The sequence below is a fragment of the Streptomyces sp. WAC05292 genome (genome assembly GCF_003949955.1).
In the GTDB taxonomy this organism is placed as follows: Bacteria; Actinomycetota; Actinomycetes; order Streptomycetales; family Streptomycetaceae; genus Streptomyces; species Streptomyces globosus.
Genome location: NZ_RPSE01000162.1, coordinates 1 through 12,404 on the forward strand (window position 1 = coordinate 1; position 12,404 = coordinate 12,404).

A 12,404-nucleotide genomic window follows, 5' to 3' on the forward strand; every position below is an offset into this window, starting at 1 on the left:
GGCACAGGCCGGTGGCCCTGATGCGGATCCGCACCCGCACCCCCGTAGCCCCGAGCCGAGGAGCCGCACCGTGCGCGCAGCGCTGCAGAGCGAGACAGGCCAGGACAAGCTGGAGGTCGTCGACGACATGGAGGCCGCGGGCTTCGGGCCCGGCCGGGTGCGGATCCGCATCAGGGCCACCGGCCTGTGCCACTCCGACCTGTCCGCGATGAGCGGGGTGCTGCCGCAGCCCGCGCCGTTCGTCCCCGGGCACGAGGGGGCGGGCGAGATCACCGACGTCGGGGACGGCGTCACCACCCACGCGGTCGGCGACCGCGTCCTCGTCTGCTGGCTGCCGCCCTGCCGGGACTGCCCGGCGTGCCGGCGCGGCCAGGGCCACCTGTGCCTGGCGGCCTTCGGGAACGCCGCCGTCCCCAACTTCCGGCGTGCCTCGGGAGGCGACGTGTTCGGCTTCGCCGGCACCGGCACCTTCGCCGAGGAGCTCGTCGTCCCCGCCGCCTGCGCGGTGAAGATCCCCGACGACGTGCCGTACGACATCGCGGCGCTGATCGGCTGCGGCGTCACCACCGGCCTCGGCGCGGCGATCAACACGGCGCAGGTGGAGGCCGGGTCGTCCGTCGCCGTCATCGGCTGCGGCGGCGTCGGCATCTCGGTCGTCCAGGGCGCCAAGGTGCAGGGCGCCGCCCAGGTCGTCGCCGTCGACCCGGTCGCCGCCCGGCGCGAGGCGGCGCTGAGGTTCGGCGCCACCGAGGCGGTCGCGCCCGACGCCTTCGCCGACGCCCGGCAGCGGATCACCGGCGGCGAGGGCTTCGACTACGTCTTCGAGGTCGTGGGCCGGTCCGCGACCGTGCGGACCGCGTACGAGATGACCCGGCGCGGCGGCGCCGTCGTCGTGGTCGGCGCGGGCGCCCTCGACGACACCTACTCCGTCGACATGTTCTCCCTCTTCTTCGACGAGAAGCGGATCCTGCCGTCGATGTACGGCGGCGGGGACGTGCTGCGGTCCTACGAGCGCACCATCGCCCTGTGGCGGGCCGGCCGCGTCGACCTCGCCGGGCTGATCACGCACCGGGTGCGGCTCGCCGAGGTCAACGACGCCCTGGACCAGATGCGCACGGGCACGGCCCTGCGCACCTGCATCGAGCTCTGAGCCCCGCACGCCCGTCGGAGAGGAACCCGCACATGCCGCTTCCGCTTGAGGGACTGTCCGCCGTCGTCACCGGCGCCGGCCGTGGCCTCGGCCGCGCCGAGGCGCTGGAACTGGCCCGCCTCGGCGCCGCCGTGGTCGTCAACGACCTGGGCCGGTCCGGCCGCGACGGCTCGGGTGAGGCGTCCGCCGGCCCGGCGCAGGAGGTCGTCGAGGAGATCCGCGCGGCGGGCGGCCGGGCCGTGGCCCACACCGGGGACGTGGCCGACTTCGGGCAGGCCCGCGAACTCGTCGAGCTGGCGGTCGCCACCTTCGGCAAGCTGGACGTCCTGGTCAACAACGCGGGGATCCTCCGCGACCGGATGGTGTTCTCCATGTCCGAGGACGAGTGGGACTCGGTCGTCCGCGTCCACCTGGGGGGCCACTTCAACACCACACGCTTCGCCGCCGCGCACTGGCGCGAGCGGTCGAAGGCGGCGGGCGGCCCGGTCTTCGGGCGGATCGTCAACACCTCCTCCGAGGCCTTCCTCGGCGGCTCGGCCGGCCAGCCGAACTACGCGGCGGCCAAGGGCGGCATCGTCGGCCTGACCACCTCGACGGCGCTCGCCCTCGCCAAGTACGGGGTCACGGCCAACGCCATCTGCCCGCGGGCGCGGACCCGTATGACGGAGGACGTCTTCGCCGGGTTCGGCGTCCCGGACGACGGCCGCCCCGACCCGCTGGCCCCCGAACACGTCGCCCCGCTCGTCGGCTACCTGGCCTCCCCGGCCGCGGGCCGGGTGAACGGGCAGCTGCTCGTCGTCCACGGCGGGATCGTCGCGGTGATGGAGCGGCCCCGGGTGGCGGCCGTCTTCGACACCGCCAAGGACGTCTTCTCCTACGAGGAGCTGGACGCGCTCCTCACGCCGCACTACGCGGGCCGTCCGGACGGCGAGACCTTCGCCGCGGCCGAGGTGTTCGGCCTGCGGCACGGCCGGGCCGGGCGGCCCCGTCCGCGGGGCGGCCCCCGGTGCGGCCGGCTCGGCGGCGGGCGGCGCCGCGACCCGGACCGGGGGCGCGGGCGCGTCGGGCATCGCCACCCCGGCGATCCCGCAGGGCACCTCGGGCGTGGAGTACGGCAGCCGCAGGCGGCCCTCGGGGCTCCACACGCCGGTGCCGAGCCACCCGGCGGGCGCGGCGAGGCGGAAGACGCGCCGGTCGGCGGGCCGCCAGAGGGCGACGTCGCCCCAGCCGCCGGAGCCGTCCGCCGGGTCCTCCAGCCGGAACGCGACCCCGCAGGTCTCCGGCATCAGCGCCTGGCCCGGCTGGACCGCGAACGGGACCGCCGGCAGCCCGCGCAGGCACTCGGGGAAGCGGACCGGCCGGGCGCTGCCGAGGACGCCCCAGCCCAGGCGGGTCTCGCCCGGGGCGTCCGACCGGATCAGCACCAGCCCGCTGTCGGGGTCGGCGCACAGCAGCCGGTCGTCGCTGCCGTCCGCGATCTGCAGCAGCGGGGTGGCCTCCCCGCGCCCCAGGTCCACGGCGACCGCCTTCACCGTCCCCTCCCGCTCGCGGTCCAGGGCCAGCATGCGGCCGCCGCGGTCCAGCCAGACACCGCCCGTGCAGCGGCCGGCGATCCGGGCCACGGGCCCGAAGGGGCCGCCCGCCACCCGCCAGACGGCGGAGCCGGCGGCCGAGGAGGCCAGGGCGTAGGCGCGGGCCCCGCCGGGCGGCGGGGGCAGCAGGGACACCCGTACGTCCTCCCGGCCCGGGACCACGGAGCCCAGCGCGAGCTCGCCCGTCCGCGGCCCGGCCCCCGCGCCGCCCGTCGGGTACAGCAGGGCGAAGGCGTGCCGGTCCGCTACCCGCCGGTGGATCAGGACCCGCCCGTCGCCGAGCGGCTGCACCTCGCTGTCGGCCTCCTCGGGCTGGGCCAGCGGCAGCGGCACCGCGTACGGTTCGGGGCCGGCCAGCGTCCACCGCTCCGGGTAGCGCGCCTCGCCGCTCCCGGCGAGCCGGGCCGCATAGGAGCCGTCCGCGGCGATGGTGAACGGGGCAGCCGTCGTGATCTCGATGGCACAGACAGTCATCCGTGCGTCACCTCCGGTGAGGAAGCTAGTTTTCGCACTTCCACCCGAACAACACGACCTCCGCCGCTTCACCCTTAAGGGTGTCCCGGCGGCGTTTCCCGCCGGGACGCGCCGCCGCGTGTGCTGCCCGCCGAGGGGCCTGCCGCGGGGGAGCCGCGGGCGGACCTTTCCGATTCCGTACGGACGGTAGCCTTGGCCTGTGCCACGTCTCTCTGAAGTCATCGCCGCGCTGGACGCTCTCTGGCCCCCCTCGCGGGCCGAGCAGTGGGACGCGGTCGGAACCGTCTGCGGCGACCCCGACGCCGAGGTCGCACGGGTCCTGTTCGCGGTCGACCCCGTGCAGGAGATCGTCGACGAGGCCGTGGAGCTGGGCGCCGACCTGCTCGTCACCCACCACCCCCTCTACCTCCGCGGCACCACCACGGTCTCCGCCGGCACGTTCAAGGGCCGCGCCGTGCACACGCTGATCAAGAACGACATCGCGCTGCACGTCGCCCACACCAACGCCGACACGGCCGACCCGGGCGTCTCCGACGCGCTCGCCGGCGCGCTCGACCTGCGGATCACCGGCCCGCTCGTACCGGACCCGACCGACCCGCAGGGCCGCCGCGGCCTCGGCCGGATCTGCGAACTCGACCATCCGGAGACGCTCCGCGAGTTCGCCGCCCGCGCCGCCGCCCGGCTGCCGCGGACCGCGCAGGGCATCCGCGTCGCCGGCGACCCCGACATGACCGTCCGCACCGTAGCCGTCAGCGGCGGCTCCGGCGACAGCCTGTTCGCGCAGGTGCGGGCGGCCGGCGTGGACGTCTTCCTCACCGCCGACCTGCGCCACCACCCGGCGTCCGAGGCCCGCGAGCAGAGCCCGCTCGCGCTCGTCGACGCCGCCCACTGGGCCACCGAGTGGCCCTGGTGCGAGCAGGCCGCGGCCCAGCTCGACGCCGTATCCGAGCGCCACGGCTGGGGCCTGCGCACCCACGTGTCCCGCACGGTCACCGACCCCTGGACGGCGCACGCGCCGTCCACAACCTCCCCGACTACCCCTGGAGCCCCCAACTGAACGCCGAGCCCGCCGACCAGATCCGACTCCTCGACGTCCAGGCCCTGGACGTGCGGCTGTCCCAGCTCGCCCACAAGCGGACGTCGCTGCCGGAGCACGCCGAGGTCGATTCGCTGACCAAGGACCTCTCCCAGCAGCGCGACCTGCTCGTGGCGGCGCAGACGCAGGCGAGCGACGCCGCCCGCGAGCAGACCAAGGCCGAACAGGACGTCGACCAGGTCCGCCAGCGGGCCGCCCGCGACCAGCAGCGGCTCGACTCGGGCGCCGGCATGTCCCCGCGCGACCTGGCGAACCTGCAGAGCGAGGTCGTCTCGCTCGCCAAGCGCCAGGCCGACCTGGAGGACGTCGTCCTCGAAGTGATGGAGCGCCTGGAGGCCGCGCAGGAGCGCGTCGGCGAGCTGACCGAGCGCGTCTCCGCCCTGGAGGCCAAGCTCGCGGACGCCACCTCCCGGCGCGACGCCGCCACCGGCGAGCTGGACGCCGAGACCGCCCGCATCACGAAGGAGCGCGAGCTCGTCGCCGCCTCCCTCCCCGCGGACCTGGTGGCCCTGTACGAGAAGATCCGCGCCAAGCAGGGCGGCGTCGGCGCGGCCCGCCTCTACCAGCGCCGCTGCGAGGGCTGCCGGCTGGAACTCGACATGGCCGAGGTCAACGAGATCAAGGCCGCGGCCGCGAACCGGGTCGTCCGGCACGACAACTGCGGCCGCATCCTGGTCCGTACGGCGGACTCGGGCATCTGATGCCCCGGCTGGTCGTGGAGGCGGACGGCGGATCCCGGGGCAACCCGGGGCCCGCCGGCTACGGCGCGGTCGTCCTCGACCCGGAGACGGGCGAGACGCTGGCGGAGCGCGCCGAGTACATCGGCGTCGCCACGAACAACGTGGCCGAGTACCGGGGGCTGATCGCCGGGCTGAAGGCCGCCCGCGACCTCGACCCCGAGGCGGCGGTCGAGGTCCGGATGGACTCCAAGCTCGTCGTCGAGCAGATGTCGGGCCGCTGGAAGATCAAGCACCCCGACATGAAGCCGCTCGCGGCGGAGGCGGCGGCGGTCCTGCCGCGCGGCCGGGTGACGTACGAGTGGATCCCGCGCGAGCGGAACCGGCACGCGGACCGGCTCGCCAACGAGGCGATGGACGCGGGACGCGCCGGCCGGCAGTGGGAGCCGTCCGCCTCGGCGGCGGCCCTGGACGCGTCGGCGGCCCGCACCGTGGCCGCACCGCCGCCGTCGGGCCCGCCGGGCGACGCCGCGGCGGGCGCGGCCGCGGTCCGCGCAGCCCTGGCCGCCTCGACGGCCGCCGCGGGGGCCGCGACGGCGCCCGCACCTGCCGCGGGGTCCGCGCCCGCGCCCGCGACGGCACAGGCCACCGCGCCGGCCGCCACCGCGCCGGCCCCCGCCGCGCCGGCACAGGCCGCGGTCCCCGCCCCGGCTGCCGAAGGGGCGCCGGCTCCCGCCGAGGGCGCGCCGGTCGCCGGAGCGCCGAAGGCCGGCCGGGGCTGGGGCCCCGACCTCGGCCCCCCGTCGACGTTCGTCCTGCTCCGGCACGGCGAGACGGCCCTCACGCCGCAGAAGCGCTTCTCCGGCAGCGGAGGCAGCGACCCCGAACTGTCCCCCGCCGGACGCCGCCAGGCGTACGCGGTGGCCGAGGCGCTGGCCGCGCGCGGCACCATCCAGACGATCGTCAGCTCGCCGCTGCGCCGCTGCCGGGAGACCGCGCAGACGGTCGCGGACCGGCTCGGCCTCGGCGTCACCGTCGAAGAGGGCCTGCGCGAGGTCGACTTCGGCGCCTGGGAGGGGCTGACGTTCGGCGAGGTGCAGGAGCGCCACCCGGACGACCTCCAGGCCTGGCTGGACTCCCCGAAGGCCGCCCCGACGGGCGGCGGCGAGAGCTTCGCGGCCGCCACCCGGCGGATCTCCGCGGCCCGCGACCGGCTGCTGGCCGCGCACCGGGGCCGCACCGTGCTGCTGGTCACGCACGTCACCCCGGTGAAGATCCTGGTCCGCCTGGCCCTCGGCGCCCCGCCGGAGTCCCTGTTCCGCATGGAACTGGCGGCGGCGTCCCTCTCCGCGGTCGCCTACTACGGCGACGGCAACGCCTCCCTCCGCCTCCTCAACGACACGTCCCACCTCCGCTGACCCCGCCCCGCCCCGACGCGCACCCGCGCGCCGGGGCGGGAGGCGCGCAGCACGAGGGACGGCGCCGGCAACCCGAGGCCGCGACGGCGACACCTTCTCGCGCGATCCCCGCAGGTTTTCCTCGGGCGCCCCGCAGAGAGCGCTACCCTCCGGGGAAACTCCCCGACGCGAGGAACGCACGATGGACGAGGAACCGCTGTCGGAGTGGGCCGAGCGCCGAGACGCGAGGATCGGCCGCCTCCGGGCCGTGCCGATCGTCCCCGGCGGCGGCCCGAGGGCGGCGCACGTGGAGCCCGAATCTCCGCGCGCGATCGAGCGCTGGAACGGCCACGGCTGGGAGCCGTACGCGTTCGCGGCCGACCTCGCGGCGGCCAAGCGCCTCCTGTACCCCGAGGCGGAGACCCCGCCGAACCCCGCGTCCGGACCCGCCCGGCCGCCCCTGGCCCCGGGGACGGGCCGCCACCGCAGGCCGTGACGCCGGGGAGGACCGGCTCCGGCAGCGCCGGGCCTCAGATGACCGGGGGGCGGCCCAGCCGGGTCATCCGCCACACGGTGCGCCACCGCATGGGCCGCCTCGGCGGGCACGGCACCCGGACGCCTTCGAGAAAGCCGGCCCACCAGGCGGCCAGGCCGGACAGCGGGGGACGCTGCGCGACCGTGTACGCGGCCCAGGCGGCGAGGTACACCGGGACGAGGGCGGCCGGCAGGTGCCGCTTGGCCAGCCAGACCCGGTTCCGGCCGGTGTTGCGGTAGTACACCGCATGTCGCGACGCCTCGGTGCGGGGGTGCTGCAGCACCATGTCCGCCCGGTAGTCGATCTCCCAGCCGGCGTCCAGGGCCCGCCAGGCGAAGTCCGTTTCCTCGTGGGCGTAGAAGAACTCGGCGGGGAAGTCCCCCACCTGGTCGATGACGGCCATGCGGATGGCGTGGCCGCCGCCGAGGAACGTCGTCACCGGCCCGGACACCATGGGGTTCTTCCCGCCGAGGCGGGGAACGTGCCTGCGCTGGCTCGCCCCGGTCTCGTCCGCGATGCGGAAGCCCGCGACGCCCAGGCGGGGCCGGTCGGCGAACGCGTCCCGGACCAGCCGGAACGTGTCGGTGCGGGGCAGCAGGCCGTCGTCGTCCAACACCACGACGACGTCGACGCCGCCCTGCTCACGCAGCCGGGCCACGCCTGCGTTCCGGCCGCCGGGGATCCCCAGGTTCTCCGGCAGTTCCACGCCGTCCACGCCGTCCGGGAGGGGCGGAAGTCCCACGCCCTGGCCGAGGACGACCACGGCCGCCGGATCGCCTTCCTGCGCGGCGACCGACGCCAGCAGGGCCCTCAGTTCTGCGGGCCGGTCGCCCATGGTGAGGACCACAACCCCGATCTTCGGCGTTCCGCTGTCCGTTCCTCTCAGGCCTGGTTCGCGCCCCGATCCCCCGGTCGGCGCGCAGTGCGCAGCCCCGGAATCGGCGATCACGTCAGCCGACGCGCTGTGCGGCATGGGCCCGGGCCACCGCCGGCATCGCCTTCAAGCGATCCTGAACGGGTTGAACGGGTTGCCTCCCGCCCACCGTACTCACTTCCCGGGCGGTCCACGGGCCGGTGAACGGCGGAACCGCCCGACCCGATGCATGTCGGGGCGGGTGGGGCAGACGAGTCGGCCTGTACGCCGGGTTCTGTCACCCGGCGGCCTCGCGGCCGCCGGGGAGACGGCCATCCATCTAGGACCGGCGTTGCCGCCGGCCTCGTGCGGTCTACCCGCGGACTCGGGCGGGCAGCCCTCGAACGTCCGCGCAGAGCCGTCCGGGGACGGCTCCTTTTGACCTTGCTCCGAGTGGGGTTTACCGAGCCGCCTGGGTCACCCCAGGCGCTGGTGGTCTCTTACACCACCGTTTCACCCTTACCGGGAGCCGAAGCCCCCGGCGGTCTGTTTTCTGTGGCACTGTCCCGCGGGTCACCCCGGGTGGGCGTTACCCACCACCCTGCCCTGTGGAGCCCGGACGTTCCTCGGCGGGATCCGGGGATCCCGACGCGGCCGTCCGGCCGGCTCGTCTGCCGTGCCGACCATGCTACCCGGCCCCGAGCAGCAGCTTGACCTTGCCGCAACGGCAGGGTTTCCACTGGAGGGCATGCGAATCGGAGAGATCGCCGCGCTCGTCGGGCTCACCACCCGGGCGATCCGGCACTACCACCACGTCCACCTGCTCCCGGAGCCGGTGCGGCTGCCCAACGGATACCGGACCTACACCGTCCGCGACGCCGTCCTGCTGGCGCGCGTACGCCGGCTCACCGAGCTGGGCCTCGGCCTCGACGAGGTGCGGGACGTGCTCGCGGACGATGCCGGGCGCGACCTCGCCGAGGTGCTGGAGGAACTCGACGCCGACCTCGCCCGCCAAGAGGCCGGCATCCGGGAGCGCCGCCGCCGGCTCGCCGCGCTGCGGGCCGCGCCGCCCGGTGCGACCGAACCCGTGTCGCCCGCGCTCGCCGACCTGTTCGCCAAGGCGCCGGCCACCGGTTCGCCGTCCGCCGCCCTCGACCGCGAGCTCCTCACCCTCCTCGACACGGCCGGCGAAGGCGGCGCCGACGTCTACGCGGCCCTCGGGCCGCTGGCCGCCGACCCGGCCGTCCTCGCGCTGTACGAGCGGCTCGACGAGCTTGCCGACGCGCCGCGCGACGACCCGCGGATCCCGGATCTCGCCGACGCGCTCGTCGCGGCCGTGCCCGACGCCGTGTTCGACGCGATCCGGGGAGACGGGGGGAGCGGGCCCGGCGGCACCGCGGCTCCCGCCGTCGTCGAGGCACTGCTCGCCGAGTACGCCCCCGCCCAGGCGGAAGTCGTACGGCGCGTGATGGAGGCGTGCGCGCAGCGGGGCCGGCGGTGAGCCGGGTGCGGGCCGCGCGCCTCGCGGCCGCCGCCGCCCTACCCGGCGAGCTGCTCCTCGTCCTCGCCGTCGCCGCAGGGCTCCGCCCGCCTGCGGCGGTGCTCGCCGCGGGCGAGGCGCTCGCCGTCGCCGCCCTGCTGCTTCAGGGCTGGGTGCTGCGGTCGCTGTACGCCGCCGAGCGCGCCCGGGGCGCCGTACGGGGCGAGGCCCTGCGGGCCGCGGCGCGGGCCGCCGTGCCCGTCGCCGTGCGCCGGCTGCTGCTGCACGAACTGCGGGCCGGGGCCTCCCTGGTGCGGTGGGTGCTGCGCCGCCCGCCGCACGGAGCCGCCGCCGGCGACCTGCCGGCCGCCTACACCGGGCCGCAGACCGCGATGATGTACGGGCTGGTGTTCGTCTCAATCGTCGAGACCGTCGTGCTCGCCCTGCTGATTCCCTGGCCGGCCGTGCACCGGGTCGTGCTCGTCCTCGACGTGTACACGGTGCTGCTGCTCCTGGCGGTGCACGCCGCCTGCGTGACCCGGCCGCACGTCGTCCGCGGCGACGGAAGCCTGCGGCTGCGGTACGGGGCGCTGTTCGACCTGACCGTCCCGGCGGACGCCATCGCCTCGGCCCGCGTCGACCGCCGCTACCCGGAGGGCCGGCTGCCGACCCTGTCCGGGGACGGGGTGCTCGACCTGGCCGTCGGCAGCCAGACCACCGTGACCGTCGTACTCTCCCGGCCCGTCGCCTTCACCCGGCCGCTCGGCGCGCGGGGCGAGGCCCGCGTCATCCGCTTCCACGCCGACGATCCGCGCGCGGTCGTCACCGCCTTGCAGGGCGCCGCAGTCACGCCGCCGCCCCGGCAGTGAAAAGGATCTTGGAGCGGCCGGGGTCCGCGCGGGTGAGGCGGACGCGGATGCGGTCGCCCAGGGGAAGGCCGCCGCTCGGGGACTCCACGCGGCCGACGACCGCCGGCTCGGTCAGGTGCACCGTCCCGGAGCGCGCGTCGCGGTCGTCGACGTCGATCACCACCGCGTCGAAGGCCTCCCCGACGCGGCCCTTCATCACGGCCGCCTCCACGAGATCCACGCACTCCCGCTCCACCGTGTTGGCCAGGCGCATCCCGCCCGCCATCCGGCGCGGCAGCTCCTCCAGGCCCGCCAGCACCCACTGCGGGGCCCCGGCCCCCGACGCCGCGGCCAGGCACAGCTCGCCCGTGTAGCGGTCGGCGAGACGGCGCAGGGGAGCGGTGCAGTGCGCGTACGGCGCGGCGACCGCCGCGTGCACGACCGGGCCGTCGGGCGCGCCGCCCGTGAAGACGGTGTATCCGGCGCCCCGCAGCAGCGCGGTGCACTCCTGCAGGAACGCCGCGTGCGCCGGGCGGTGCGCGTCGAGGGAGCGGACCAGCTCGGCGTACGGGACGTGGTGCGGCCAGTCGATCCCCAGCGCCCGGGCGGCGCGCCGCAGCCGCCCCACCGCCCCGTCCGGGGCCGTCGGCAGGGTGCGCAGGACGCCCGTCCCGGCCGCGAGCATCAGGTCCGCGGCCGCCATGCCCGTCATCAGGGAGATCTGCGCGTTCCAGCCGTCCGTGGGCAGCGGCGCCCGGTAGGCCAGGCCGTACGAGCCGTCGTGCGCGGTGATCTCCTGCTCGGGCACGTTCAGGGACACCCCGCCGCGCTCGCGCTCCTGCTCCTCGCGGAGGCGGCCCACCTCCCGCAGGAGGGACAGCGGCTCCTCCGCCGTCCCCGAGTCGATCGCCTGCTGGGCGCCGTCGTAGTCGTAGCGGGCCCGGCTGCGGACCAGCGCCCGGCGGATCCCCGTCCGCTCCACGCGGCCCGCCGAGTCCAGGTCCAGCCGCCACAGCAGGGCCGGGCAGGTCTGCCCCGGCAGCAGGCTGGCCGCGCCCTCGGACAGGGCCGGCGGGAGCAGCGGGACCCGTCCGTCCGGGAAGTACAGGGTCGTGACCCGGCGGTGCGCCTCCGCGTCGACGGCCCCGCCCGGGGTGACGAACGCCGCCGGATCCGCGATCGCGTAGTGGACGGCGTACCCGCCGCCCGCGCGGCGAGCCAGGTGCATCGCCTGGTCCAGGTCGCGGGAGGACGGCGGGTCGATCGTGAACAGGGGGAGGTCGGTCGCGTCCTCGTCCGGGAGCCGGGGCGTGCGTACCGCCTGCTCCGCCTCGGCCAGCACCGGCGGCGGGAACTCCCGCGGCACGTCCAGCCCGGTCCGCAGGTCGCGCAGCGCCGCCCGCAGGGCAGCCCCGTCTGCGCCGGTCATGTGCAGATGACGGCGTGGCATGGATCGAGCGTAGGGCCGGACGGCGGGGGCGGCACGGCGAGCGGTCTACGCTGGGGCGGGGCCGCACCCCCCTGTGTCGTTCTGGTCTGAGGAGATACGCCGTGCTCGTGTTGCTGCCGCCGTCCGAGGGAAAGGCCTCCGGCGGGACCGGCGCACCCCTGGACGCGGGGACGCTGTCGCTGCCGGGACTTGCCGCGGCGCGCGAAGCCGTGCTCGCCGAACTCGTCGACCTGTGCGCGGGGGACGAGGAGAAGGCGCGCGAGGTGCTCGGGCTGAGCCAGGGGCTCCGCGGAGAGGTCGCGAAGAACGCCGGGCTGCGGGACGCGGCCGCCCTGCCCGCCGGAGAGCTGTACACCGGAGTGCTGTACGACGCGCTCGGGCTCGCGGACCTGCCCCCGGCGGCGCGGGCACTGGCCGAGCGGACGCTGCTCGTCTTCTCCGGGCTGTGGGGTGCCGTGCGGATCGGCGACCGGATTCCCCCCTACCGGTGCTCGATGGGGGTCAAGCTGCCCGGGCTCGGCGCGCTCGGCGCGTACTGGCGGGAGCCGATGGCGCAGGTCATGCCGGAGGCCGCCGGGGACGGGCTCGTACTCGACCTGCGGTCGGCGGCGTACGCGGCCGCCTGGAAGCCGAAGGGGGAGGTCGCCGGGAGGACCGCCACCGTGCGGGTGCTGCACTCGCAGATCGTGGACGGGGTGGAGAAGCGGGCCGTCGTCAGCCACTTCAACAAGGCGACCAAGGGGAGGCTGGTGAGGGATCTGCTGGTCGCGGGGGTCCGGCCGGCGGGGCCGGCGGAACTGGTCGAGGTGCTGCGGGAACTGGGGTACGCGGTGGAAGGGGAGGCCCCTGCGC

10 protein-coding genes, 1 other RNA gene and 1 pseudogene are annotated in these 12,404 nt (G+C 76.2%); 9 read left to right on the plus strand and 3 right to left on the minus strand.

The window, feature by feature from the left end; genetic code table 11:
• Nucleotides 1–70: 70 nt before the first annotated feature.
• The 6 genes and pseudogenes from EF903_RS18135 (at nt 71) to EF903_RS18165 (ending at nt 6,882) form a co-directional block, all read left to right on the plus strand.
• Nucleotides 71–1,150 (plus strand): Zn-dependent alcohol dehydrogenase, encoded by a 1,080-nt coding sequence (locus tag EF903_RS18135; protein WP_125544439.1) that lies wholly within the window; start codon nt 71–73, stop codon nt 1,148–1,150.
• Nucleotides 1,151–1,182: 32 nt separating this feature from the next.
• A pseudogene (locus EF903_RS18140) lies at nt 1,183–2,121 on the plus strand (3-oxoacyl-ACP reductase); the annotation flags it as partial.
• A 1,294-nt stretch (nt 2,122–3,415) separates the two neighbouring features.
• Entirely contained in the window at nt 3,416–4,273 is an 858-nt protein-coding gene (locus tag EF903_RS18150; protein ID WP_125544441.1) for a Nif3-like dinuclear metal center hexameric protein, read from the plus strand.
• Nucleotides 4,270–5,013: a zinc ribbon domain-containing protein gene (locus EF903_RS18155; protein WP_260615538.1), complete on the plus strand. Its 744-nt coding sequence runs from the start codon at nt 4,270–4,272 to the stop codon at nt 5,011–5,013. Before EF903_RS18150 ends, EF903_RS18155 begins: the two co-directional genes overlap by 4 nt.
• A complete protein-coding gene (locus tag EF903_RS18160) occupies nt 5,013–6,407 on the plus strand; it encodes a bifunctional RNase H/acid phosphatase (RefSeq protein WP_125544444.1) in 1,395 nt (464 codons plus the stop codon). Before EF903_RS18155 ends, EF903_RS18160 begins: the two co-directional genes overlap by 1 nt.
• A gap of 181 nt (nt 6,408–6,588) precedes the next feature.
• Nucleotides 6,589–6,882: a DUF6087 family protein gene (locus tag EF903_RS18165; protein WP_125544446.1), complete on the plus strand. Its 294-nt coding sequence runs from the start codon at nt 6,589–6,591 to the stop codon at nt 6,880–6,882.
• A gap of 34 nt (nt 6,883–6,916) precedes the next feature.
• Here the strand turns inward: EF903_RS18165 and EF903_RS18170 are convergent, their stop codons facing one another.
• Nucleotides 6,917–7,756 carry a glycosyltransferase family 2 protein gene (locus tag EF903_RS18170; RefSeq protein WP_221888749.1) on the minus strand — a complete coding sequence of 280 codons (840 nt, stop codon included), beginning with the start codon at nt 7,754–7,756 and terminating at the stop codon, nt 6,917–6,919.
• A 286-nt stretch (nt 7,757–8,042) separates the two neighbouring features.
• Nucleotides 8,043–8,444, minus strand: an RNA gene (rnpB, locus tag EF903_RS18175) — RNase P RNA component class A.
• 78 nt (nt 8,445–8,522) lie between these two features.
• On the opposite strand from rnpB, the gene EF903_RS18180 reads away from it, so the two are divergent.
• Both EF903_RS18180 and EF903_RS18185 read left to right on the plus strand, forming a co-directional pair.
• Nucleotides 8,523–9,275 carry a MerR family transcriptional regulator gene (locus EF903_RS18180; protein WP_125544448.1) on the plus strand — a complete coding sequence of 251 codons (753 nt, stop codon included), beginning with the start codon at nt 8,523–8,525 and terminating at the stop codon, nt 9,273–9,275.
• Nucleotides 9,251–10,123, plus strand: coding sequence for a hypothetical protein (locus EF903_RS18185; RefSeq protein ID WP_260615535.1), 873 nt, complete (start codon nt 9,251–9,253; stop codon nt 10,121–10,123). Before EF903_RS18180 ends, EF903_RS18185 begins: the two co-directional genes overlap by 25 nt.
• On the opposite strand, the gene EF903_RS18190 is transcribed toward EF903_RS18185, so the two are convergent.
• Complete coding sequence (locus tag EF903_RS18190; protein ID WP_125544450.1) at nt 10,101–11,552, minus strand: RNB domain-containing ribonuclease; 1,452 nt, start codon at nt 11,550–11,552, stop codon at nt 10,101–10,103. The genes EF903_RS18185 and EF903_RS18190 overlap by 23 nt on opposite strands.
• 101 nt (nt 11,553–11,653) lie before the next feature.
• On the opposite strand from EF903_RS18190, the gene yaaA reads away from it, so the two are divergent.
• On the plus strand, nt 11,654–12,404 hold a 751-nt coding region (gene yaaA / locus EF903_RS18195), incomplete at its 3' end, for a peroxide stress protein YaaA (protein WP_125544452.1).